Below are 22,992 nucleotides of genomic sequence, written 5' to 3'. Positions count from 1 at the left end.
TAATCCGTAGAATTCGTGTCTTCATGACGAAAAATTTAGAACTAAACATGAATTTATATCGTAAAACTATATTTGTTTTGTTTCTTGGCGCTTTTCAAGTAGAAGCAGCGAATCTTGCGCAGTATAACGAGTGTATTCTTGAACAGGTCGAAAAAGCTGAACCGAATACGACAATCGAAACCTTACAGGCTTGGTGCAAGCAGTTTATTGCAGCAGGTAAAGAAGACTTATCTGATGTAGAACGTCGCATTGATGAACTCGAATCACTTGATGAGTCTGTTGCGAAGTCGCTCTCTGAAGATAGTTTGTTGGGAAAACGATTACGGCGTGAAGCATGGACTGCTGGGAATCGAAACGTGATCACCCCCCATAAGAAGAACTACCTATTACCGGTTAGTTATGTTTCTCATCCAAATGATGAACCTCAGCCAAATCAAACAACAGAAGCTGTCGATTTGGACAATATGGAATCGAAATTTCAGTTCAGTATTAAAGTTCCCGTATTCTCAAAGCTATTTGCTGAAGATGATGCATTGTTTTTCGCATTTACTTCTGTGTCCTATTGGCAGGTGTATAACAATGATATTTCATCACCCTTTCGTGAAACAAATTATGAGCCTGAGATTTTCTGGGTCAAGCCGGTTCAGCTGGATTGGTTAGGTTTGGATTGGCTTGGTTTGGATGCGAGCCTCTTAGTACTTGGAATCAATCATCAATCCAACGGACAAAATGTACCATTTTCCAGAAGTTGGAATCGAATTTACGCTGATGTTATCTGGGAAAAGAATGGCTGGGTGTTTAGCTTCAAACCTTGGTGGCGTATCCCTGAGAAAAGTAAACAGCATTCCTTGGATCCAGAAGGGGATGACAACCCGGATATTGGTCGGTATATGGGCCACTTTGAGTTAAATGGTGTTTACCGCCTTGAAGGGGATCGAGAGTTTTCTTGGATGCTACGGAATAACTTAAGGAAGGATAACCGAGGCGCGTTACAAATTGATTATTCATTTCCACTGTGGGGGCGAATGAAAGGCTATGTACAATACTTTCAGGGCTATGGTGAAAGCCTCATTGATTACAATGAATCAATTCAGCGCGTTGGTATTGGTGTCCTGCTCACAGAGTCACTCTAATCATTGATAAAGAAAAAAGGCCCTAATAAAATGTATCGATGCTATTTGTAGTTGCACAACATAGTGGCATAACGCTCTATCTCCTATTTTCCTTTTATTGAGAATTCCTTCTATATGTTTGTGAACGAAAATCAGTGAATAAGTTGTGTTTTGAATTCATCGACAACGAACATTGGCACAAGTGATTTGATGCTGTACACATGAATTTATTTGACTGAATGAGCCTTTGCGGAATAAGTGTTCCTCAGCTATAGGTATGAGATGGAGTGTGTTCGAAGTGATCGAAGATCGAAATGAAAAAGTTAAAAGCTGTACCTCAAATACTGATTGGATCGAGCCTTATTTTTGCAGTATTTAGTGAAGCAAAAGAACCCTCCTTTGCTGTTGGACCAGGTTTTTACTTACCCGCTCAACCTTATCAAATGACTGACTATCGAGGCCATTTCATTCCATATGTTTACATGCGGTATCAGCACTTTTATGTTGATGGGGTTGAGATGGGGTCATATCTCCATGATGCGCTGAAAAATAAATACAAAGTTTTTGTTCGTCCTAGTCGTTATCAGCTGGACCTTGACCATAGTGATTTACCTGAAAGAACGGGAAATCGTCAATTAGGTACTATGTTGGGGTTGAGTGGTAAACACTATGTTCGATATGGCATTTGGACTTGGTCAATCGCCCATGATGTTCTTGGGAGAAATGATGGGATTGAAGCAGATCTGTATTATGGTTTTACATTGATGCAAAAGGGAGACCCTTGGGATTTTGCGATTTTGGCAGGATTGGAGTATCAGAATCAGAACTATAATGACTATTATTTTGGGATCCGCACACATCAAAGCTCGGTTACTTTGCCGCAAACTTATCATCCAACTCAGACAATTTCACCAGCACTGCGTGTGAGAGCAAATTTTCAAATCACCCATCAATGGTTACTCAGGATGCAATGGCAGATCGAAGCTGTTCCATCAGAAATTAGAGATAGCGGCCTAGTAGAAGAAAGTGCAGCGCACAGCGGAACATTTGGATTTATTTATAAATTTCAGTAAAATACCATTAGTGTAAATATTTTTATACAAAAATAGTCAACTCAATACACCAACTCAGAAATATTCAATTTTGTCTGGTGCTTGTATCAAAATCAATGTACAGGCAGAATGCGCGCGCTTTTAAAGTACGAAAAAGTTCTATAGTAAATTATTATGGGTTTTTGAATGAAGCAATATGCATTGAAGTGGTATGCAATATTTGAAGGGTGCTTGTTAATTGCACTTGGTGTTAGTTTTCTAGGGGCTGCTGAGTTATTGATTGGTGGCACAGCTGGACTTTCTTTGGTTGTGAACCAATGGTTGCCGGCTAGCTTTGGCGTTTGGTTTTTTTGTATTAATTTGCCATTTTTTATCTTATCGCTGAAGCAGATGGGCCGAGCATTCACGCTAAAAACGCTCATTTGTATTGCGTTGGTCTCTGTTTTATCAGACGTATTAAAACTGATTGTTCATTTTGAACACTTACCGGAATGGTTTGCTGCCTTTGTCGGCGGTAGCTTGATTGGTGCAGGCCTTGTCATGTTATTTCGAAACAATGCATCACTTGGTGGGATAAATGTTTTAGCCTTATATTTTGAGAATCGATTTGGTGTGAGCTCTGGTAAAGTTATCCTGGCACTCGACTTGATTGTCTTCAGCTTTGGGCTCATGATATTTCCATTAGAGAAAGCGCTCATTTCTTTACTTGGTTTTGTTGCGATCACGTCGATATTAGAGCGTTATCATAAGAAAAAGGCACCAAAAATACAGACAGTGCCTTCTTCGCAAGCGGTCGTTACAAGTTCTTAAATTTGGTTCCAGTTGATTTGTTGTGAGGGTATGAACACCCTCACTTTGGGGCCTGTTGTTCTTCCATCATTGTCGCTGTTGACGGTTATTTTTTGTGAAAGAAGACCCTATTCAAACTCAACAGGGTTACCACCTTTACGCGGTCTCACGACAATGGTTGAGCCGATTTTGTCATGGAAACCTTGTTTTCTTTTATCCCAGCCTATCCACATGTACCCAAGAAAGATTGGGATTGCTGAAACAATATAACCCACATAACGTAAGCAAAGTGACATTACGGATGGCTTTTCCCCGGTTTTAGCATTGATGACTTTCATGCCCAGTGCCATCTTGCCTGGTGTTGCGCCTTTCATATGCCAAAATACGACATAATAAACACCAGTTAAGAAAAAGCTCACGAAGCTAAACTGTCCATAATATGAATAGAATGCTTGAAAGTCAGCTTCTGTTTGCATATTCATATTAGGCTGTCCAAGAATAAACGACAGTGGGAGAGTAATAATAAAATAGATGATAATACTATCAATAATATAAGATACTAGCCTGAGCCAAAACCCGGTGTATTCATACTCTGTTTCTGCCAATGAGCCGACATCAGAGGCTGGCGCGGCATATGGGTTCGTTGCTGAGGTCGACTCTGGGTTATCCATGGGTTGTGACTCACTCTCAGCTTTTTCAGCTACAGTCGATTGACCTTGCGCCGTTTCTGTCTGTACTTTAGGTTCTTCCGGTTCACTATCTGGTTTTGGTGTTGTTTCGTCGTTCATCTTTATGTCTCATTTAGACAAATTTATTCGAGCATCATTTTCTATCCTAACGAGGGAAGGCTCGTTAGATAGAAGTGTCTTCTAATTCTGGCGCAATTTCGGTTTTTTACATAAATTTTGCTTATTTTTGAACTCTAGAAGGCAATAGCACGTCTGATTGATATCATGCTGAAAGGAGGTGTGAATGAAAAAACAATGCTTAATGGTCGGGGTTCTAATGACTTTGAGTCAATCCGTTATGGCTCAAGTGAACCTTGTCAAAGTCGATAAATCTGAGCGGAAAATGTACCTCCTTGAATCAGGAAAAGTACTCCGAACTTACCATATTACTTTAGGTGAGAATCCAAAAGGGCATAAACAACAGGAAGGGGATGAAAAAACACCAGAGGGGACATATACCCTCGATTATAAAAAAGAAGACTCAGCTTATTATCGTTCAATGCACATCAGTTACCCAAATAAGCAAGATAGGCTAGCTGCCAAAAAACGTGGTGTCAGTCCAGGTGGATTTATTATGATCCATGGACAAAAGAATGGGTTTGGTTATTTGGCTTCTGTGACCCAAAAGTATGATTGGACTGATGGATGCATCGCAATAACAAACGAAGAAATGGATGAATTTATGGCGCTTGTTGAGGTTGGGACCAAAATTCAGATAGAGTGGTAGCTCTCTCCAAAAAAACAAAAATAAAATGATAAAACAAAAATTAAAATCCGTGATCCTTCTGTTTGTGTTCAATTTGAGTTGTTACTCGTGGGCTGGTGGTGATGCATGGCCCATGACTGTCACAGGAGATATCTCTCAAGAGCCGCCATATCGTTTTACCCTCATTCCTTTGAGAGAAAACGGGGCTTTTCCATCCTGCAAGCAGATTCAATTTCAGGTCGATCCACCTTGGTGGGCAGGCCTGACAATGATCGGAGATGAATTGCCCACACACTCAGAGACACAATTAGCAATTAAAGCACTAAGATATGTCAGCCAGACTGGCGAAATGATTCAGTTTGGCTTTATCGGGAGAGGTTGGGTGAATGGGGAAACGGCTTGTTCTTATATCAGTCGTGGGTTGTATATTGCTCCTGAATCAGATAATTATTCAGGAGCAGTGATCTTATCGAGATACTTTGAACATCGCTTCTTTCATTAGCTCTGATATGAATATCGGCCGATGAAAGACTGATCACCATTTGTCGTCATGGCTGGAATTGTACACTCCAGCTCGTAGAGCGTACCAGTCATGACGCGTACCTGCTCAGAAATCGATATGTTTTTCATATCAAACTGCAGTCCATCATTTGATAAGTACTTGGTAAACGAATCCTGAGAAGTTGGACGTCCGTCTCCACGTCGCCAATCTGTCCGACGAACGAAACAGCGAATTGTTGGCGCAGAGGAAAACCAAATTGAAACATTGCGTAGTCTATTTGGCCCTTCTTTTAGATGGATTGGGCAGCTGACGGTCAATGGTTCAGTTGATGAAAGGTTGGTGATCCCTTGTCGTGTATATCCAAGGTTCCCTGATTTTCCAATGTTGACACATTGGGTCGGGCTAGCTGTAAAGTCACCTTCATAGGCATAGGCAAATATTGGGATGAATGTAAGAGTAAGGATTGAGTTTAGGATTATTTTTTTCATTTACTTCTTAATTTCTAGTTGATTGAATGAGGTCAGTAGCGTTCGCGAGCAATTGTACCTATAACGAGTAAATTAGACAATTATAAATCACTCTTTTTTGTAGGGAAACTTGAATGGTCAGATGAGTAGATAATCTATTTATCGTAATAATTAGTAAATAATCGAGACGGAATAAATCTTTATAATTATTTTTCGAACTCGTGAACAATCCGTTCTCGCTCTCAATAATAAGACTTTTGAATGAATGATGTTGAGTGGCCCTTCGAGAAAAGTATGCTTGGGTATATTGATACCAACCACTTCGTTATCTTGGATAAATTCAAAGGGTAGAAATGCTTCTCCAACGACAAGAAGAGGACGTTTTTGTGGCTGTTTAGTTTTCGCGTGATCGCACACATGGACATCAGATCACGCAATTCATCATGATTGAATAGCAGAGTTTGAGCGCTTGAGGGAAAGCGGCTTTACAATAGTACGATCTAAAATATATTTCTAATCACCGATATCGACCAGGAGCAGGACCGCTGCATTTCCCCCCCATTCTTTTGGCGCTTGGTGAAAGGCAATCACAGCAGGGTGTTGAACAAGCCAATGTGGGAGCTTTTGTTTTAAAATTCCTTGTCCATGTCCATGCATGACAGAGGCACAGCGGAGCCTGTCTTTTTGGCAAGCTTGGATCAATGCCGCAAGTTCCAGTTTTGCATCTGCCTGGGTCAGTCCATGTAAATCGAGCATGATTTCGGGATAAAAATCACCACGACGAAGCTGTTTGGCTAAATAGGAGTTTTGGCCTTCTGCAACATAAGAAAGAGGGCCTTCTGAAGACAAATGTGGGATAAATTCATCAGAAAAATAGAAGTTCGCTTCCCGTTGTGTTCTGGACGTTTCAACAGTGAGGGATTTCTTTTTACTGACATCAATAGGTGTACGCACTTTATCCTGTTTGATCGGCGAGATACCAGATACGACATCTCGAAAAAGTGCTTTTTCTTCTTCGCTAATTGCTTGTTTTCTTTTACTCATAACGGCGCAAGTCTAAAGGATCTCCTTTGAAAAAGATAGTTGAGAGAAGTGCTCCAAGCGTAATCTTCCTCTATTTGCAGCCTCTCAATAACTCGTTGTGATTAGGTTGGCTGATAAACACGAAAAAGTGCTTCCTCAGTTTGAGCCAAGTACTTGATCCCAAACTCAGGTTCGTCTAATTCAGCGAGTAAATGCGCTGGCAGATCATTGGTATATTCTCGAAAACAAGAAGTCAGTTTCATTTAAAAGTGTCTTTGGTCGTTTGATTTCCATTTGATACGAAAGTGTGCCCATAATAGGCTCTTCGTTGTGAGGAATAGTTCACTTTACTCGTTTCATTGATAAAACAAGGGCTGTATCAGATGAGTGACATCCATGATCTCTATGACTTTCTGAAAAAACTAGATTACTTTGATATTGGGACAAATGAAAACAAAAATAAGATTACTCTCCAGCATGTATCTCCACCATTTCATGAAAAAACTTCAATTTATCAAGAGCCCGCTTTTTTAGCCGTAAGCTTAGAAAGTTTGGCATTTCTGAATAAGAAGTTTGCTGCCATCATGAAATATTTGGGCAAATTTCCTGATATCGCTTTATATATTGTGGATAGTCCTTACCGATACACAATTCAGATTAAATACGATGTATCAGAAGAGGAAGCAACAAAGCTTTCACAAGTGGTTGCGGCTCAAACAGTCGCACATCAAAGAGAAGTTTGCCGAATGATTGGATGTTCTGAGCCTAGATTTGTTCACCATTCAACGTTAGAAACCAGAGCTGATTATGTTCATTTGCAACAACGACTGGAAAGGTTTTTTGAGGTCGAGCCAGCTTTTCAGTCAGTTGTTCAGCATTTCTGCGAATTCTACCTGACTCGTATTCGTGATGAAATGAAGTGTTCTGTGGACAAGGCAGTCAATTTATCTCGCCAATACCTGCTGGCAGAGTTAACCGCGGTTGGTATTTTAAACGGATTGGATTATCCAGCGATGCTGTACCCAGGAAAAATCGACTCTATCTCTGGTTTTCTTGAGCTTGAGCTTCCAGAAGACATTGCGACTTACTACCGAGACTTTAAGTTTGCTTCTTTGAGGAATAATCGCCGAAAAAAGAAATAAGCAATTTGAAGCATTTTGTCATGCCAATTAAATTTCTGGCATGACAGCTTTATCCTGATAAACAATTTGCCCATTCACTATGGTTAATACAGACTTAAGTGTGCGTATATTTTGCTCTGGTATGTTGAGGTAATCTTTATCTAATATGACTATATCTGCGAACTTACCTGGTTCAATACTTCCTGATTGATTGCATATGATTTACCGAAGCCGACAAGCAATAAAAGGCATGTCGTCGGAAAAAAAGTTTTCACGTTGTGCATGACTCACTGTGCCTATTGATGAAATTCGAAAGCATGATCTTCCAGTCAATAATTGCTGAAATATGAACCAGTTAAACTATATTGGCTTTTACAGATGACATAAATAGAATAGTATTCAACTCATTGTTTCCAAGCGATTTCTAATGGGTTTCTTATGAAGATATTAATGTTGATCGAAGCTTTTGCGACTGTGGTTGAATGTGGTAGCTTTACGACAGCAGCAGAGCGGCTCAATTTATCCAAGTCTTTTGTGAGTAAACAGGTGACTCAATTGGAAGGGGAGCTTGGTGTCAAACTACTTTACCGGACAACAAGAAAGCTGAGTTTAACTGAGGAAGGTCAACAATATTATGAGCACTGTCGATCCATTATTGGGGAAGCGGAAAAAGCGACATCAGAGATTTTAGACAGTCATACAAACCCAAAAGGTAAAATCCGCTTGACGGTCCCACAAAGCCTACTCATTTCTGGGCTTGGACATTTACTCTTAAATTTTCAGAAACAATACCCTGAGATTGAACTTGATATCAAATCTAGTGGAAAAATCGAGGACCTATACGATCAAAATATTGATTTAGCGCTTCGGGTAGGTAAATTGGAGGATTCAAATTTAAAAAGCCATACGCTCTCTACAAGCACTTTTGTTCTGGTTGCTTCACCTGAGTATATTCAAGTAAATGGGGAACCAACTGAGCCGAAAGAGCTGATACACCATAACTGCATCATCTACGGTGAGTCCAGACTCGGTCAAAATTGGCCATTTTATTTGAAAAATGGTGAGAAGGTGGTTGTTAAAGTCAATGGTAACCTCACCAGTAATGACGGTCACATCATTCTAGAGTCAGCACTGAGTGGCCATGGCATTTGCTACGGTCCAGACTACTTTTACGCACCATATATCAAACAAGGTAAGTTGAAAGTGATGCTGGTCGACTTTCAAGAGCCAACAACGATTACTGCACTTTATCCTTTCAATAAAACACCAACCAGACGATTGAGGCTGTTGTTGGATCATATGGTGGAAAGTTTTAACGGGAAAATGATTGAAAGTAACTTTTCAGAAGTGTGAAGAATAATTTTGTTAATTTGCAGAATTATTTCTGAGAATAACTTTTTAAATTGCGGGTTCTTATGTCCAATTATTTTCATTAGACAGAGGTGCTAAAACTTGAAGCAACCTCTGTCTCAGTCTATTACAACTTATTTGAGTTTGTATTTTTCAAGTATTTTTTGAAGTGTCCCATCGCTCTTAATCGCTTTAAAGCCGGCATTAAACTGATCGATAAGTTGTTTATGGTTTGGGTGCTTTAATCCTGTCCCAAAATAGAGTTTGTTGATGGATAGAGAATTCTGAGTAAACTCAATGTTGTCGATAATTGTTGTATCTTCTTGGTTAGCTATCAAACTTCTCGTCACAATTTCGTCCCCAAGCGTCAGGTCAATTCTTCCTGAAATGAGCTTCTTCACATTTTTCATAATACCGGAAGCGATCGGTCTTGAAAAAAGATCTGATTTTAAAAATTTGTCTCCATACCCGTAGTCACGAACAATCCCAACTTTTTTCCCTTTTAGACTTTCAAGTCCATTGTATTCAAAATTATCGCCTTTCTTTTTGATAAACTTGATACTGTTTTCAAGATAATGCTCACTAAATAATAAGAACTTCTCTCTTTCCTTTGTCTTCCAAACACCAACTAGCGCTTCAAACTTTCCATCTTTGACACCATCCACTGCTCTTGCCCAAGGCAGGTACTTCATTTCCATTTCAATGCCTTGCTGTTTTAAGGCGGTTTCAACGATCTCAACTGCAACCCCTTTATTGGTTTTATCTTGGATAAAAAAAGGAGGCCAAACAACGCCAACACCAACAATCTTTTGAGCGAAAGCAAGTGGGGTGAATAATACTGTCAGAATGAAAATGAATTTCTTCATAGCTTTACAATTAATCATGAGGTTGAGTAATCATAGTATTTTTGAAATTCTCAAATTTGCAATGTTTCTGAATCAGAGTTTTCGTACTGGTTGTGCTATTCAATCGACAGGGATGTATTTGCGAAATATTTACTCTTTGAAATAAAACTAGAAAAATGCATGTCTTCATTTATATATGATCATGATAACAAATGAGAGAATCGGTCATGAAAACAGAACGCTTAGAATTTACAGGCCATGATGGCTCAACATTAGCAGCTCGGCTGGATTTGCCAGTGGGAACACCAGCTGCCTATGCGTTGTTTGCCCATTGTTTTACCTGCTCTAAGGATATTCCCGCAGCGAGAAGAATTTCACAGCGACTCGCTTCTTTAGGGATCGCTGTTTTACGGTTTGACTTTACTGGCTTAGGGCACTCAGAAGGAGAGTTTGAAAACACGGGGTTTAGCTCAAATATGCAAGATTTGCTGCTTGCAGCGAATTACCTGCGTGAACACCATCAAGCACCTCAGCTGCTGATTGGCCACTCTCTTGGCGGCGCTGCAACTTTAGCTGCTGCTGGACAGGTGCCAGAGGCAAAAGCTGTGATCACCATTGGTTCCCCCGCAGAGCCAGAGCATGTCACGCATAATTTTGGTCAGCAACTCGAATCAATTTATACGGATGGGCAAGCTGATGTGCAGCTTGGGGGACGGAAGTTTACGATTAAACGGGAATTTCTGGAAGATATTGCACAAGTCAATTTAGAAGAGCGGGTCGGCTCACTTAAAAAAGCATTGCTTGTTTTACATGCGCCTTTAGATGAAACAGTCGAGCTAGACAATGCAGCACGTATTTTTAAGATGGCAAAGCACCCGAAAAGCTTTATCACACTCGATGATGCTGATCACTTGTTAACAAAGGCTGAAGATGCTGATTATGCCGCAGAGTTAATTGCGACTTGGGTTCAGCGCTATATCGACGTCAATTTACTTCCTAAGTCGATGAATGCCCCCGAAGGGGTTGTTCGGGTCAGTGAAGCGGATCCAACGAGTTTTACCCAGGATATCAGCGCAACTGGCCATCACTTGGTTGCTGATGAACCCGCAGATTATGGCGGAAAATATCTTGGCCCTACGCCTTATCAACTTGTCAGTGCTGGACTGGGTGCATGTACGTCCATGACGATCCGTATGTATGCGAATCGAAAAAAAATACCGCTGGAGCATGTGCAGGTTGATTTGATCCATGACAAAGTGCATGCCGAAGATTGCCACTCATGCGAACAAAAAGAGGGCAAAATAGACCAATTTGAACGGAAAATCACCCTCACTGGGGATTTGACCAATGATGATCGCCAACGTCTTTTGGAGATTGCAAATCGCTGTCCAGTCCATCGAACACTAGAGAGTGAAATTCATATAAAGACAGAGCTAGTGAAGTGAATACGCAAGACGAACACTCACGTTAATGTCTCTCTGTCATGAGGCGCATGAAAATCAAGGATTGGCCCTGTGGGTACTATCCTTGTGGGATTAATCAACTCATGACTCATGTAATAGTGGGCTTTGATATATTCAAAATCAACGGTTTCAGCAATGCCTGGGTGTTGATATAAATCTCGGACATAACCCCATAAGTTTGGGTAATCAATCAGGCGCTTTCGATTACATTTAAAGTGCCCAACATACACAGGATCAAAGCGGACCAGCGTTGTAAATAATCGCCAATCTGCTTCTGTCGCTTTATTTCCAGTGAGAAACCGCTGTGTCGAGAGGATATTTTCAAGCTTATCGAGGGCATGAAACACATCGTTTACCGCTTCATCATACGCTTGTTGCTCCGTTGCAAATCCTGCACGATAAACCCCATTATTGATATTTGGATAAATAAAGTCGTTGAGGGATTCTATTTTATCAATCAGTTCAGGAGGCGAAAAGTCACCTGGTATTGCACCAACATCATCAAAGGCGGAGTTCAACATACGGATAATTTCCGAAGATTCATTATTCACAATCGTCTTTGTTTTTTTGTCCCATAACACTGGGACAGTCACTCTTCCGGTATAATCTGGCTGCGCTTTTGTATAAATCTGGTGTAAATAATCAACCTGATTAATCGTATCTGGTACAACACCTGGCCCTGGCGCAAAGTGCCACCCATCTTTTCCCATAAAAGCATTGACGACGGACATCGATATCATCTTCTCCAGTCCTTTTAACTTTCGGTAAATAATTGCACGATGTGCCCAGGGACAAGCGAGTGAAACATATAAATGATACCGATTTGGCTCAGCCTGGAAACCATCGCTCCCGCTTCGGCACGCCTGACCATCCTTGGTGACCCAGTTGCGAAAGCTTGATGCTTTGCGCTCAAACTTTCCGCCTGTCGATTTTGTATCGTACCAGTCTGTATGCCATTTTCCGTCGATTAAAAGTCCCATATGCTTTCGCCTCTAGTCTTCATCAGGTTGAGTGTCACCGCCAAAAGGAATGCCACTCAAACGGTGCATTTGCCAGCTCCAAGTCGTGAGGTCATTGATGTTTAAATCATGGAGTGAATGATGACCACAAGCCCTTGCCAGTATCTTCATGAGATCGGTTGATGCATTGAAGAAGTTGGCTAACCCTTCAGATGCACTATCCACCTTTAGCTGCTGACGTAATTCAGGATCTTGAGTTGCAATACCAACAGGGCAGGTATTCGTGTTACATGCTCGCATGCCAATACAACCAATCGCCTGCATCGCGGCATTTGAGACTGCAATCGCATCCGCACCGAGTGAGAGCGCTTTTGCAAAGTCCGCAGGTGTACGAAGCCCACCTGTGATGACCAATGTGACATCATTTCGTCCACGTCTATCGAGATGGCGTCTTGCTCTGGCGAGTGCTGGGATTGTTGGTACCGAAATATTGTCTCGGAAAATCAAGGGAGCTGCGCCCGTACCACCACCTCGACCATCCAAAATGATGTAATCAACGCCGATTTCTAGTGCAGCATCGATATCTGCTTCGATATGTTGTGCGGATAGTTTAAAGCCAATTGGGATCCCTCCTGTGACTTCTCGAACCTCAGCAGCAATCCGCTGAAAGTCTTCCAAACCATATTCAGGAAAAGTTGCTGGAGAAACTGCATCTTCACCAGGCGATAGTCCTCTTACTTCGGCGATTTTATCTGTAACTTTGTTTCCTGGCAGGTGTCCACCAGTCCCAGTTTTGGCTGCTTGACCACCTTTAAAATGGAAAGCCTGGCATAGTTTGACTTTGTCGAGCGAAAACCCAAACTCCGCAGAAGCAAGTTCATAGAAATAGCGCGAATTTGCAGCTTGTTCCTCTGGCAGCATCCCGCCTTCGCCACTACAAACCCCAGTCCCAGCAAGTTCGGCTCCTCTTGCTAAAGCAGTTTTGGCTTCCTCTGATAAGGCACCAAAACTCATATCAGAGACAAATAACGGGATATCTAGGATTAAAGGCTTTTTTGCACTTGGTCCAATTACCGTTTTACTGCCCACTTCTGCATCATCTAATAATGGTTTTTTTGCAAGCTGTGCAGTCACGAACTGGATATCATCCCACTGAGGTAAATCTTTCCTTGGAACACCCATTGCATCCATTGGACCGTGGTGGCCAAGTTTACTTAAACCATGCTTTGCGAGGTGTTGAATAAACTCGACATAAGGTTCAATTGGTTCACTTTTTTCTGAGGACGGTAAAGAAGACACAGGGATCGTTTGGTCATCTTTTAGATTTTTGTGTGAACCATCGCAATAAGGCCGATTACCAGATTGCATACAACCACAAGCATAAATGGTTTTGTCTTCTTCAAACGTCACAACCTTTGGTGTGATGTTAGTGGTTTTGTGGGAGCCATCGCAATAAGGGCCGTTTTTTGAAAGACCACACATGCAAAATACTTTCTTTTCGCCTTTAGTCACTTCGATGGCAAAAGGCTTTGTCTGCCAAGGCTTCATTTCTTACCTCTACTTCTCTACGACGTCTGGTGTGGGCCACCAGAACATGAATGCATTGACCAAATTATAGTCACTCATGGTGTTAATTCTTTGAAGGCAGCATCCGATGAAGGACATCTGCACCTTCCGCATCAAAAAATCGGTGTTTCAAAGCGCCAGCGACATGTAAAAATACAGCGCCGAGTGATACGTAAACGAGCACCATATGAAGCGTTTTCGCGGTGTCGACCATCTGTAAGTTTTTATCAAAAATTGCAGGGAATTTGAACAAACCAAAGAAGCTCACGGGTGCGCCATAGAAGTTAGAGATTGCAATGCCACTAATAGGGATTGCAATGAGCAGCATATAAAGGGAAGCAATCACTGTTTTTGAAAGTAACTTTTCCCATGAAGATAGCTGGCCTGGTAATTGGGGGGGACGGCTATAGCGAACCCACATGATCCGAATGATAGCCATTTGAAGAAATAACGCGCCGAATGATTTATGTAGACTGTATAAGAGGTCCCTTGGTGGGTCGGTGCGTTCTAATCCAGCCATGTAAGTCCCGATAATTACGAGTGCAAACAAGATGAATGCCATAAGCCAATGGAGTGCTTTGGAGAGAAGGCCATAGCCGGTTTGATGATTCTTAATATTTGTCATATCTGTACTCAATCATTTGTTGAAACGCTTGAATTCAGATCGTAACTGTTTCCTTTTGTGTTATATATACCGTATAAATAAACTTATTGTTTCTTAAAAAGTTCTAGTTAGAAGGGTTTTAACCTTGATATTTTTCGATATGTTTAGCCTATCAATTTGATATTGAACCATTTTGATTTGCAATGGCTTTTGAAACGTGTTCGTCATTGATAAATTGCTGATGAAACTGCTGAGCATCTTCAAACGGAGAACCTGTGATATGACTTACGGAAATGCGGGCATATTTTTTTCTTATTTTGGGAGTGATGTAATAGTAGAAGTATAAAAATTCAGACTTTTTCTTTATATTTAATAGGTTATATAAAGGTTGGTTGAGTTTGAATACTATAAAATGACCGAGTTCACTGTCGCCGTATTTTAATTCGATTTCACTGACTGCTGACCAAGGAATAAATATCTTTTCTGCAAACTTATAAGAGCGAATTGAAATTCCTTTTCCATCCATACGTAATTCAAATGCTCCCTCTTTTCTATATTGCAGACAACTATGTATTGTGATGGACATTATCATTCGAAATATTGTAGTTACACAAAATGGAAAGAGGAGAATTGGATCAAAAAAATTTACTGGGTTACTCTTTTAAACAAGTATAGATAAGAAAGTGTATGGGTTCGTAGGATGGATTCAGTCATCTAACCGGGTCAAAAATAACCCCAAATGGGTATTTTTGGCTCGAATCAGTTTTTATATCACTCAAACTTTTCTCTTGAGTTTGCGTTATCAAATTAGGTACATATAATTAAGTTTGGGTCATCCGTCATTTGGGTGACTGTGCGCTTTTCAATAATAATCCCTTTCTACTGATAAATAAGGGAATTGTGTATAATTTAGGGATATTCCAATCGGTGAAATCACCTTGCTTGTGATTGAGTTTCAATTGTTCTAGTAATAAATGGATAAAGATATGCCTGTAATAATCATGATTTAGAGTGATTGTGGCGCAATTGCTGCATAGGCATTAATTCGTAATATTTGTAAATCGTCTCTTTATGAAAAACCCGTAGTAGACATGTGAGCTAGACAAGTCGTTGTTTGATGATGTTCGGCCTGATTTTGGGCAATCCGATGAGTGATGGGGATGAAGATGCTATGAACGACATGATTGAGCACAATATACTCGGGCGGTCTGCTGCGATCCAGCAGGTGATCAAAACCATTCGTGTGCAGTCTAAATATCCGACTCCTGTTCTGATTAGTGGTGAAACAGGAACGGGTAAAGAGTTAGCTGCTCGTGGATTACATTATTCAGGCCCATTTGCTTCCATGCCGTTTATTCCTCTCAATTGCTCGACGTTCAATGATGAATTATTTACGAGTGAACTGTTTGGTTATAAAAAAGGTGCATTTACAGATGCGAAAAAAGATCAGGTTGGACTGCTCACAGCCGCTGAAGGTGGCTCACTGTTTTTAGATGAAATTGATAGTCTGTCATTAAAATCACAAGCTGCACTGCTGCGGGTCATACAAGAAAAAGAATACCGTCCGATTGGCTCCAATGAAATAAAAAAGACGAATGTTCGCCTGATCACAGCAACAAACCGTGACCTACCTAAGCTAATCGAAGAAGGTAAATTTCGAGAAGATCTGTATTATCGATTACTGATATTGACGTTAGAAATGCCGCCATTACGGTCACGTCCAGAAGATATTCATTTACTGGTTGATCATTTTATTCATAAGTTGAATCAACAGTATGAACTGGATGTGCAAGGCATGAGTGAACAAGCACTAGAAAGACTTTATCAACACGACTGGCCTGGTAATGTTCGAGAACTTGAAAACACGATCCATCGATTATATTTGACTTGTGAATCTTCCGAGATCTCACAAGTTGATATTCCTGGGGTAGAGTTAGCGAAAAAAGATAACTCAGTTCATCCAAGTTATGCCATGCCTTGTGATGTACAACGACTCGCCGAAGGGAAAGTGACATTTTCTGAAGAGAAAAAGCGCGCAGTTGAAGCTTTCGAGCAATCTTTTATAGAACAGGTGCTTAATCATACAAATGGAAATATCACCCGGGCTGCTAACCTCTGTGGGAAAGAGCGCCGAGCATTTGGGAAACTTGTTAAAAAATACAATATTCATAAATATGTAGAAGTGCGATCTGGGTAGTTCTGTTCAATTTCTCACAAGTTTCAATCAATTGGCTTTACTGAGTAATACGGTTATTCTTAACTCCACTCCTCTTTCCGTTCTGTTCCAGTTTAATAAGAAGACACCGCCAGGAATGTAAAGGTGGGTCAGTTTTGACTCACTTTGTTTTATTTTTATATATTGCCGAATGTAATCAATTGAAAAATAAACAAATAAAAAGTTGGTATGTGCATTGCTTAACAATAATCCAAAATGCCACAAAGAGAAGCAATGACGATGACGCAAGCCCAGTCAGCAGAAGAACTGATCACATTGATTCTGAAGTATTTGCATCAACATCCGAATTCGGAAGATACCCTTGAGGGGATCACCGAGTGGTGGGTTAGAAAGCAACGAATTGATGACTCTCGAGTCGCTGTTGATGAGGCATTGCAGAGATTGACCTCATTATCATTAATTTCTGCAACCACGCGAAACAACATCACTTACTACAAATTGAAGTAAGTTGCTTCGCATTGTGATGAGCTAAAGAAACGACGGGGGTGTTATTTTGGAAAGTTTGCAAAAGAAACTGTCACGCGTGCGCTCTCCAAGAGTCCATATCACCTATGATGTGGAAATTGGAGACGCCATCGAACAGAGAGAGCTGCCACTTGTGGTTGCAATCCTCTCTGATTTGTCTGGTCATCCGAAAGACGCACCGCCGCCGTTAAAAGACCGTGAGTTCGTCGATATTGACCGAGATAACTTCAACGAAGTCTTGATTGGTAGCGCTGTCCGTTTAGCAATGAAGATTGATAATGTCCTGGAAGAAAAGGGTGGTAAGACGAATATCGAATTATTATTCGAAACCATCGATGACTTTTCACCGCTTAATTTGGTCATGAAAATCCCGGCAACAGCGGCACTTTATCAAGCGCGATGCCATTTGCGAGATTTTCTGGGTAAGTTAGATGGAAATGATCCACTGGATTCATTACTTGAGCAGCTACTCGAAGATGAGAAACTGCAAAAAGAGCTGATAGGTGCTTTTGAAAAAGCAGAAGACTTCTCAGCGGTGAAGCCCACGGACTTTATCACCAAGCTATTGACCGAAGGTGGGATGGCGCTGGATGAGTCACAGCAACCCTATGCGCTGCAACTCATTGGCCAATTTACCGTTGATATCTTGATCAATGGACCAGAAAACCCTGCTCCGTTTGCAGCCGATCGCATGGTCGACCGAATTGCCACAATCGACAATTTACTCACGCGACAAATTAATCTTGTCTTGCACGAGCCTGATTTTCAGGCGCTTGAGGCAACTTGGCGAGGCATGCATTATCTCGTGATGAATACAGAGACAGGTACACAGTTAAAACTTCGTGTGATGAATGTCTCAAAAGCAGACTTACTCAAAGATTTGCAAAAGGCGGTTGAGTTCGATCAGAGTGCGCTGTTTAAGAAAGTGTATGAAGAAGAATTTGGCACCTACGGGGGCGACCCGTTCAGCTTTATGATCGGCGATTATGAGTTTGGTCGTCATCCTGAGGATATCGAATTACTTGAGAAAATTTCCGGTGTTGCAGCAGCCGCTCACGCACCGTTTATCTCTGCGGCATACGCTAAATTATTCGATATGAAGGACTTCTTCTCGTTAGCCCAGCCGAGGGACTTAAGCAAAATCTTCGAAAGTGCTGAGCTGATCAAATGGCGTAGTTTCCGTGAAAGTGATGATTCCCGATATGTCACGCTCACCTTACCAAAAGTCTTACTTCGGTTGCCTTACGGCCCAGATACAGTCACGGTTGAAGGGTTCGATTTTAAAGAAGATGTCGATGGTAGTGATGCTTCCAGATATCTTTGGGGTAATCCAGCTTATGTTTTATCGCAGCGGATCACCAATGCATTCAGCAAATATGGTTGGTTAGCGGCGATCCGCGGTGTTGAAGGGGGTGGGCTTGTTGAAGGATTACCTGCACATACCTTTAAGACACCTTCAGGGGATATCAAACTGACTTGTCCGACACAGGTCACGATCAGTGATCGCCGTGAAAAGGAACTCAATGACCTTGGATTTATGGCAATTCTACATCGCAAAGGCTCGGATAAAGCGGCATTTTTCGGTGGACAGTCAACAAATCTACCGAAAAAGTACAACACAGATGCAGCGAATGCGAATGCGCGGATCTCCAGCATGCTGCCCTATGTGTTGAATGCTTCCCGTTTTGCCCATTACATCAAAGTGATCATGCGTGACAAAATCGGTAGCTTCCTCACGAAGGACAATGCGGCTGACTTTTTAAATAATTGGGTCGCCAATTATGTGCTGGTTGATGATGCAGCCCCGCAGGAAATGAAAGCGAGTTATCCATTGCGTGATGCGCGTATCACTGTGGCGGATGTTCCGGGAGCACCGGGTAAATATCGTGCGGTAGTCTTTTTACGGCCGCATTTCCAACTGGAAGAACTGTCGACATCAATTCGATTGGTTGCAGAACTTCCTTGATGAGATGAACTGATAAAGAGACAACGATTATGGACTTGATACTACTTCAATTTGGTGATGACAGTTTTACAAAACCACAAGATCCATCCAGCAGTAGCTTTCTTGACCCATCAGGCGGTTCACTCATTGATGGTGCTGCGGATGGCGATAGTTGGACAGCGTTAACCGATAATGCTGGTGGCGCGGGATTCGATCCAGCGAAATGTGTCGAACTGGTGTCGATTAACCAAGGGTTACAACAACAGGTCACGACAGATGTGAGTAACAGCGCACGAACATCGGGTCGGCCTGTGATCACCGATTTCACCTGTGTGAAATACGTGGATGTATCTTCACCGAAGATGTACGACTATTGTTTGCGAGCGAAAACACTGGATTCGGAAAATACCAGTCCGACAATCATCTATGTCCTGAGAAACTCTGGCGATCAACTCAATATCATCATGCGCTTTGAGCTACGCCTAACCTTGATCAGCGAAATTCAGTTTCAGTCTCATCCAAATGATATGGCGACCGAGCAGTTTAAGCTGAATTTCACTGAAATTACTTGGCACCATCAGTTGCAAGGTCCAGGTATGCAAAACAAAGGCACGATGGCTGCTGGTTGGAGTGTTGCGAAGAATCGTCCAATTGGTGCGCTGAGTTCTTAATCATTGCGAAAGGGTAGCGGCGACTGATGCATGCAAAGTCATTATTCGACAAGTTGATGTATCCAGGGAAAGTGATGTCTGTTGAAGAGTCAGTCCGCCGTAATATCCAAATGCTACTCAATTCGGGTCGCATTTTGGATGGGGATTTATCAAAGCAGTCGGAGGAAGATATCCCTGCCATTGTCGACCAAATAGCGCATAGCGAAGGAGCAATGCAATCCTATGAAGTCAAGTTAGCGGCATTAATCTTACGACACGAACCACGTTTGGATATGGTTGAAGTGGAAACAATTGAGATTACGAATCAAGGGGAAGCCCGCTGCGAATTACGCCTGACAATCGGGGCTTTGGAAACATCTTGTCATTTTGTATTTTAGGTCAATTAAGCTTCGTTTTTCGAGCAAGTATTTGAATGATGTCTTGTCCTAACTGAGCTGAATGGGGGAAGAAGCAACTATGGATCACTTTGAAGCATTTCAACAAGAACTTACATTTCTACGGAATTCAGTTGAAAAATTCGGAGAGACATATCCTGCCGTGGCTTCAGAATTAAAGTTGAGTGCTGGACGGTCAAGTGATCCTCATGTTGAACAACTACTACAATCATTTGCCTTTTTGACTGGAAAACTGCGCTCGGATATGGATTTACAGCGCAGTGAAATCTCCAATCAAATGCTGCAAGCACTCTACCCAAGTTTGATCCAGTCTCAACCTTGTATGACAGTACTTCAAGCGAATGTTGAGGCGGATGGCGCAAACTTTGTTAATGGTTATTCGTTAGAAAAAGGCACGCAATTTTATGCGAATGCCCAAATGATCGGTCAGGAGCAGTCTCATACCTGTCAAATGCAGTGCTGTTATCAGACACCATTGTGGCCCCTTAAAATTAACCAGGTAAAAATATCCCCAAAAAATCAATACCCATGTTTGTCCAAACGGACAGATGTACAAGCGGTTCTGTCCATTCAAATTGATAGCTACGGGATGGATCCATTGTACGAATACCCGATGGATAAACTACGTTTCTATTTAAAAAATACGTCAAATCGCCCTCAGTTATATCGTGTACTGATGGATCGTTTACGCGGAATTGCTGTTCAAACTCAAGATAGCTTGATGAATTTAGAAAGTAGTGAAATTTACTGGTTAGGTTTTGAAGAAAACGAACATGTACTGCCCAATGATCAGGGAGGACAACGGGCATACCGCCTGCTTCAAGAGTATTTTGCTTTTCCGGATAAATTCTACTTTTTTGATGTGACCCAGTTGCAGTTAGGGACGGCAACTCAGTCTTTTGAGATCCTTTTTTTGCTCGATTTGCCCGAAGCCGCTTTTCAAATTCCATCAGATTCTTTTGCGCTCAATTGCTTTCCTGTGATTAATCTCTATCAAAAGACGTTTAAACCTGTTCAACTTGAGCAAACTACCCACGAGTACCGCTTAATTGCGGACGAAACACAACCAAGGATGAGTGAGGTTCAATCTCTCAATCAGGTCAAAAGTATTAGCTTTCATGGGGATAGCAAAGAGGTGGTTTCTTGGCTTGGTGGTCGTGAAGATAAACGAGCGACGACTTACTTTGTGACGCGTTTAGAGCCTGTGAAAGATCCAGATATTACAGGCTGTGATACGATTTTAAGCTTATTTGATGCAACTTTTGATCGTCACCAGCCAATCGATCAGACCTTGATGATAAAAGGTTGGTGCAATAACCGACGTTTGCCAGAATGGTTTCGTGTTGGTGATAAAATTCAACCCATAGGAAGCAGTGCCATGCTGGATGCTGTTGTGATGGAACAGCCAACACGTTTTCGTGGGGCGACATTAGATGGTTCTAAAAACATTCAACTCATCTCTCAGCTGACACTCAACCACTTTTCTATGGGGGCTGATGGCCTCGGATTGCTCAAACAGATCCTGATGCTCTATGCCGATCCACATTCACCAACCCATCGTCGCCAAATCGATGGGCTTATTGACTGGCAAACAGAATCAAAAGTGAAGCGGTTGGGTAAAGTTTCCTGGCGTGGACACTGTCGCGGTACATTGCTCACACTCAAAGTTGATGAAGATTTCTTTCGGGAGGCAAATCCGTTGCTATTTGGACAAGTACTGAGTCATTTCTTTGCGCTATATACGACACTGAACCATTTTGTACAGTTGCAATTGACCAGCCACCAACAAGAAGGGGTTTGGAAAACATGGCCACCGCTCATTGGCGAACAGGTCATACTGTAAATGATCTGATAAAAGCAGAGGATGCGGGCTGGTCTTTTCTTCAGCTCGTCAGAGTCCTATTGTCAGAAAAACAATTAGCTGAACAACAGCCACCTAAAAAGCAACAGTCAGGCAGCCATGCCCATCTTCAGGCATGTGAAGTAGAACTGTCAGATGATCAGGTGCATACATTTGTCCCACAATTATTAGAAAAACATTTTCGTTTTACGGCTTCCCATCGAACTGATTTCCCTCCAAATGAAGTTTGCGGCATCCGAACGCTTTCTTCGCACCATCTTTCTTCGCACAATCGAAGTCGAACTGATCATGAGCGGGGTGTTGAAAGAGGTTTGGGTCAAACGGAAAAAATCTACGAAATAGAAAGCATCGGCAATCACTTGAATGGCTTTGGCGGCCCATTACCCGAAGGTGTGAATGAGTTGATTGCAGAGGATAAAAAACTCGGTGAAGGTGCGCTGAGCGATTTTATGGATTTATTTAACCATCGGTTTCAAGCGTTACGATATTTACTTCGTGCGATGACGGACCAGGGCCTCACAAATACGCCAATTGAAGGAACACAGCTTGGGCATCTCTGCCTCGCACTATCCGGAAACATCGAGCCTGAGCATTTACATTTTATTCGACAAAGAACATCTCTATTGATAAGCCTTGCGGGCAGTTTGGCCAATCGGAGAATGAATGTCACGATGATCCAAACCTTATTTCGTGAAGTACTCGACGTTGAGGTGATCCAAATTGATAATCTGCTCGGACGCTGGCTAACCGTTGATGAAGCTGATTATAGCTTATTGGGTCATTGTAACCATCGGCTGGGTGATCAAGCGACCTTGGGTACACGATATTGGGACCAACAAGCCATGATTGGTGTGGTGCTTGGGCCACTTGCCCAAGAACGACTCAATGATTTGCTTCCCGACGCAACAGGACATTCTGCATTAAAGCATCTACTTCGCTGGATCACGGATGAACGTTGTGATTGTGAGGTCACGCTTGTGGCAAAAGAAGATATCCATGCCTCAGCAAAATTGGGGAAAACACATCGCACAGGGAATCGACTCAATATGCTGAGTTTCCTTCAAGGTAATATCGAGAAGAAGCAGGTGACCTTTCGTATTTTATGGGAGGAAGCGCAATGAAATTGTTAAAC

The 22,992-nt window shown here is 41.8% G+C and carries 25 protein-coding genes; 15 read left to right on the top strand and 10 right to left on the bottom strand.

What is annotated here, in order from left to right:
* The first annotated feature begins 47 nt into the window (after positions 1-47).
* From C505_RS21635 to C505_RS0106425, 3 genes are all read left to right on the top strand, one after another.
* The gene (locus C505_RS21635; protein ID WP_157368857.1) at positions 48-1,133 is read left to right on the top strand and encodes a phospholipase A; all 1,086 of its coding nucleotides are present in this window, start codon (positions 48-50) and stop codon (positions 1,131-1,133) included.
* 293 nt (positions 1,134-1,426) lie between these two features.
* Positions 1,427-2,185, top strand: a complete 759-nt coding sequence (locus C505_RS0106430; protein ID WP_018691774.1) for a MipA/OmpV family protein — start codon at positions 1,427-1,429, stop codon at positions 2,183-2,185.
* Positions 2,186-2,350: 165 nt separating this feature from the next.
* Entirely contained in the window at positions 2,351-2,974 is a 624-nt protein-coding gene (locus tag C505_RS0106425; protein WP_018691773.1) for a YitT family protein, read from the top strand.
* A gap of 107 nt (positions 2,975-3,081) precedes the next feature.
* Here the strand turns inward: C505_RS0106425 and C505_RS0106420 are convergent, their stop codons facing one another.
* Positions 3,082-3,741 (bottom strand): RDD family protein, encoded by a 660-nt coding sequence (locus tag C505_RS0106420; protein ID WP_018691772.1) that lies wholly within the window; start codon positions 3,739-3,741, stop codon positions 3,082-3,084.
* A 184-nt stretch (positions 3,742-3,925) separates the two neighbouring features.
* Here C505_RS0106420 and C505_RS0106415 point away from each other — a divergent pair, with 184 nt between their 5' ends.
* Complete coding sequence (locus tag C505_RS0106415; RefSeq protein WP_018691771.1) at positions 3,926-4,408, top strand: L,D-transpeptidase family protein; 483 nt, start codon at positions 3,926-3,928, stop codon at positions 4,406-4,408.
* Positions 4,409-4,433: 25 nt separating this feature from the next.
* Positions 4,434-4,889: a hypothetical protein gene (locus tag C505_RS0106410; RefSeq protein WP_018691770.1), complete on the top strand. Its 456-nt coding sequence runs from the start codon at positions 4,434-4,436 to the stop codon at positions 4,887-4,889.
* Here C505_RS0106410 and C505_RS0106405 read toward each other — a convergent pair.
* From C505_RS0106405 to C505_RS24240, 3 genes are all read right to left on the bottom strand, one after another.
* Positions 4,886-5,377, bottom strand: coding sequence for a hypothetical protein (locus tag C505_RS0106405; RefSeq protein WP_018691769.1), 492 nt, complete (start codon positions 5,375-5,377; stop codon positions 4,886-4,888). The genes C505_RS0106410 and C505_RS0106405 overlap by 4 nt on opposite strands.
* A 492-nt stretch (positions 5,378-5,869) precedes the next feature.
* Positions 5,870-6,400 (bottom strand): endonuclease SmrB, encoded by a 531-nt coding sequence (gene smrB, locus C505_RS0106395; RefSeq protein ID WP_018691767.1) that lies wholly within the window; start codon positions 6,398-6,400, stop codon positions 5,870-5,872.
* Between the two features lie 101 nt (positions 6,401-6,501).
* The gene (locus C505_RS24240; RefSeq protein ID WP_018691766.1) at positions 6,502-6,642 is read right to left on the bottom strand and encodes a hypothetical protein; all 141 of its coding nucleotides are present in this window, start codon (positions 6,640-6,642) and stop codon (positions 6,502-6,504) included.
* Positions 6,643-6,762: 120 nt separating this feature from the next.
* On the opposite strand from C505_RS24240, the gene C505_RS0106385 reads away from it, so the two are divergent.
* Positions 6,763-7,521, top strand: coding sequence for a hypothetical protein (locus tag C505_RS0106385; RefSeq protein ID WP_018691765.1), 759 nt, complete (start codon positions 6,763-6,765; stop codon positions 7,519-7,521).
* Positions 7,522-7,548: 27 nt separating this feature from the next.
* Here the strand turns inward: C505_RS0106385 and C505_RS24950 are convergent, their stop codons facing one another.
* Positions 7,549-7,698 carry an amidohydrolase family protein gene (locus tag C505_RS24950; RefSeq protein ID WP_407636614.1) on the bottom strand — a complete coding sequence of 50 codons (150 nt, stop codon included), beginning with the start codon at positions 7,696-7,698 and terminating at the stop codon, positions 7,549-7,551.
* A 240-nt stretch (positions 7,699-7,938) separates the two neighbouring features.
* Between C505_RS24950 and C505_RS0106380 the strand changes: the two genes are divergently transcribed.
* On the top strand, positions 7,939-8,853 hold the full coding sequence (locus tag C505_RS0106380) for a LysR family transcriptional regulator (protein ID WP_026317789.1): 915 nt from the start codon (positions 7,939-7,941) through the stop codon (positions 8,851-8,853).
* Positions 8,854-8,984: 131 nt separating this feature from the next.
* Here the strand turns inward: C505_RS0106380 and C505_RS0106375 are convergent, their stop codons facing one another.
* Positions 8,985-9,716, bottom strand: a complete 732-nt coding sequence (locus tag C505_RS0106375) for a substrate-binding periplasmic protein (RefSeq protein ID WP_026317788.1) — start codon at positions 9,714-9,716, stop codon at positions 8,985-8,987.
* Between the two features lie 206 nt (positions 9,717-9,922).
* On the opposite strand from C505_RS0106375, the gene C505_RS0106370 reads away from it, so the two are divergent.
* Positions 9,923-11,140, top strand: coding sequence for a bifunctional alpha/beta hydrolase/OsmC family protein (locus tag C505_RS0106370; protein WP_018691762.1), 1,218 nt, complete (start codon positions 9,923-9,925; stop codon positions 11,138-11,140).
* Positions 11,141-11,157: 17 nt separating this feature from the next.
* Here the strand turns inward: C505_RS0106370 and C505_RS0106365 are convergent, their stop codons facing one another.
* From C505_RS0106365 to C505_RS0106350, 4 genes are all read right to left on the bottom strand, one after another.
* A complete protein-coding gene (locus C505_RS0106365; protein ID WP_018691761.1) occupies positions 11,158-12,138 on the bottom strand; it encodes a glutathione S-transferase family protein in 981 nt (326 codons plus the stop codon).
* Between the two features lie 12 nt (positions 12,139-12,150).
* On the bottom strand, positions 12,151-13,665 hold the full coding sequence (locus tag C505_RS0106360; RefSeq protein WP_018691760.1) for a glutamate synthase-related protein: 1,515 nt from the start codon (positions 13,663-13,665) through the stop codon (positions 12,151-12,153).
* An 82-nt stretch (positions 13,666-13,747) separates the two neighbouring features.
* Positions 13,748-14,308, bottom strand: coding sequence for a cytochrome b (locus C505_RS0106355; protein WP_018691759.1), 561 nt, complete (start codon positions 14,306-14,308; stop codon positions 13,748-13,750).
* Between the two features lie 151 nt (positions 14,309-14,459).
* A complete protein-coding gene (locus C505_RS0106350) occupies positions 14,460-14,873 on the bottom strand; it encodes a hypothetical protein (protein ID WP_157368855.1) in 414 nt (137 codons plus the stop codon).
* 561 nt (positions 14,874-15,434) lie between these two features.
* Here C505_RS0106350 and C505_RS0106345 point away from each other — a divergent pair.
* The 7 genes from C505_RS0106345 to tssG all read left to right on the top strand — a co-directional run bounded on the left by C505_RS0106345 (position 15,435) and on the right by tssG (position 22,981).
* A complete protein-coding gene (locus C505_RS0106345; RefSeq protein WP_018691757.1) occupies positions 15,435-16,484 on the top strand; it encodes a sigma-54 interaction domain-containing protein in 1,050 nt (349 codons plus the stop codon).
* A 252-nt stretch (positions 16,485-16,736) separates the two neighbouring features.
* Positions 16,737-16,970, top strand: a complete 234-nt coding sequence (locus C505_RS21630) for a hypothetical protein (RefSeq protein ID WP_157368851.1) — start codon at positions 16,737-16,739, stop codon at positions 16,968-16,970.
* 46 nt (positions 16,971-17,016) lie between these two features.
* Positions 17,017-18,954 (top strand): type VI secretion system contractile sheath large subunit, encoded by a 1,938-nt coding sequence (tssC, locus tag C505_RS0106335; protein ID WP_083938283.1) that lies wholly within the window; start codon positions 17,017-17,019, stop codon positions 18,952-18,954.
* A 29-nt stretch (positions 18,955-18,983) separates the two neighbouring features.
* Positions 18,984-19,604, top strand: a complete 621-nt coding sequence (locus C505_RS0106330; protein ID WP_018691754.1) for a type VI secretion system tube protein Hcp — start codon at positions 18,984-18,986, stop codon at positions 19,602-19,604.
* A gap of 26 nt (positions 19,605-19,630) precedes the next feature.
* A complete protein-coding gene (locus C505_RS0106325) occupies positions 19,631-19,981 on the top strand; it encodes a GPW/gp25 family protein (RefSeq protein WP_018691753.1) in 351 nt (116 codons plus the stop codon).
* Positions 19,982-20,060: 79 nt separating this feature from the next.
* Positions 20,061-21,842, top strand: a complete 1,782-nt coding sequence (gene tssF, locus C505_RS0106320; RefSeq protein WP_169337010.1) for a type VI secretion system baseplate subunit TssF — start codon at positions 20,061-20,063, stop codon at positions 21,840-21,842.
* The gene (tssG, locus tag C505_RS0106315; RefSeq protein WP_018691751.1) at positions 21,806-22,981 is read left to right on the top strand and encodes a type VI secretion system baseplate subunit TssG; all 1,176 of its coding nucleotides are present in this window, start codon (positions 21,806-21,808) and stop codon (positions 22,979-22,981) included. The genes tssF and tssG overlap by 37 nt, the downstream gene beginning before the upstream one ends.
* Positions 22,982-22,992: the final 11 nt, after the last annotated feature.

Origin of the sequence: Algicola sagamiensis DSM 14643 (assembly GCF_000374485.1) — a bacterium.
Taxonomy (GTDB): Bacteria; Pseudomonadota; Gammaproteobacteria; order Enterobacterales; family Alteromonadaceae; genus Algicola; species Algicola sagamiensis.
The sequence above is the reverse complement of the archived record's forward strand: the minus strand, read 5'-3'. Positions and strand labels throughout refer to the sequence as shown.

What these genes read in the sequence shown, in the direction of transcription:
- C505_RS21635 (WP_157368857.1), top strand. Translation starts at nt 48, where the DNA reads ATGAATTTATATCGTAAAACTATATTTGTTTTGTTTCTTGGCGCTTTT.
- C505_RS0106430 (WP_018691774.1), top strand. Translation starts at nt 1,427, where the DNA reads ATGAAAAAGTTAAAAGCTGTACCTCAAATACTGATTGGATCGAGCCTT.
- C505_RS0106425 (WP_018691773.1), top strand. Translation starts at nt 2,351, where the DNA reads ATGAAGCAATATGCATTGAAGTGGTATGCAATATTTGAAGGGTGCTTG.
- C505_RS0106420 (WP_018691772.1), bottom strand. Translation starts at nt 3,741, where the DNA reads ATGAACGACGAAACAACACCAAAACCAGATAGTGAACCGGAAGAACCT.
- C505_RS0106415 (WP_018691771.1), top strand. Translation starts at nt 3,926, where the DNA reads ATGAAAAAACAATGCTTAATGGTCGGGGTTCTAATGACTTTGAGTCAA.
- C505_RS0106410 (WP_018691770.1), top strand. Translation starts at nt 4,434, where the DNA reads ATGATAAAACAAAAATTAAAATCCGTGATCCTTCTGTTTGTGTTCAAT.
- C505_RS0106405 (WP_018691769.1), bottom strand. Translation starts at nt 5,377, where the DNA reads ATGAAAAAAATAATCCTAAACTCAATCCTTACTCTTACATTCATCCCA.
- smrB (WP_018691767.1), bottom strand. Translation starts at nt 6,400, where the DNA reads ATGAGTAAAAGAAAACAAGCAATTAGCGAAGAAGAAAAAGCACTTTTT.
- C505_RS24240 (WP_018691766.1), bottom strand. Translation starts at nt 6,642, where the DNA reads ATGAAACTGACTTCTTGTTTTCGAGAATATACCAATGATCTGCCAGCG.
- C505_RS0106385 (WP_018691765.1), top strand. Translation starts at nt 6,763, where the DNA reads ATGAGTGACATCCATGATCTCTATGACTTTCTGAAAAAACTAGATTAC.
- C505_RS0106380 (WP_026317789.1), top strand. Translation starts at nt 7,939, where the DNA reads ATGAAGATATTAATGTTGATCGAAGCTTTTGCGACTGTGGTTGAATGT.
- C505_RS0106375 (WP_026317788.1), bottom strand. Translation starts at nt 9,716, where the DNA reads ATGAAGAAATTCATTTTCATTCTGACAGTATTATTCACCCCACTTGCT.
- C505_RS0106370 (WP_018691762.1), top strand. Translation starts at nt 9,923, where the DNA reads ATGAAAACAGAACGCTTAGAATTTACAGGCCATGATGGCTCAACATTA.
- C505_RS0106365 (WP_018691761.1), bottom strand. Translation starts at nt 12,138, where the DNA reads ATGGGACTTTTAATCGACGGAAAATGGCATACAGACTGGTACGATACA.
- C505_RS0106360 (WP_018691760.1), bottom strand. Translation starts at nt 13,665, where the DNA reads ATGAAGCCTTGGCAGACAAAGCCTTTTGCCATCGAAGTGACTAAAGGC.
- C505_RS0106355 (WP_018691759.1), bottom strand. Translation starts at nt 14,308, where the DNA reads ATGACAAATATTAAGAATCATCAAACCGGCTATGGCCTTCTCTCCAAA.
- C505_RS0106350 (WP_157368855.1), bottom strand. Translation starts at nt 14,873, where the DNA reads ATGTCCATCACAATACATAGTTGTCTGCAATATAGAAAAGAGGGAGCA.
- C505_RS0106345 (WP_018691757.1), top strand. Translation starts at nt 15,435, where the DNA reads ATGAGTGATGGGGATGAAGATGCTATGAACGACATGATTGAGCACAAT.
- C505_RS21630 (WP_157368851.1), top strand. Translation starts at nt 16,737, where the DNA reads ATGACGATGACGCAAGCCCAGTCAGCAGAAGAACTGATCACATTGATT.
- C505_RS0106330 (WP_018691754.1), top strand. Translation starts at nt 18,984, where the DNA reads ATGGACTTGATACTACTTCAATTTGGTGATGACAGTTTTACAAAACCA.
- C505_RS0106325 (WP_018691753.1), top strand. Translation starts at nt 19,631, where the DNA reads ATGCATGCAAAGTCATTATTCGACAAGTTGATGTATCCAGGGAAAGTG.
- tssF (WP_169337010.1), top strand. Translation starts at nt 20,061, where the DNA reads ATGGATCACTTTGAAGCATTTCAACAAGAACTTACATTTCTACGGAAT.
- tssG (WP_018691751.1), top strand. Translation starts at nt 21,806, where the DNA reads ATGGCCACCGCTCATTGGCGAACAGGTCATACTGTAAATGATCTGATA.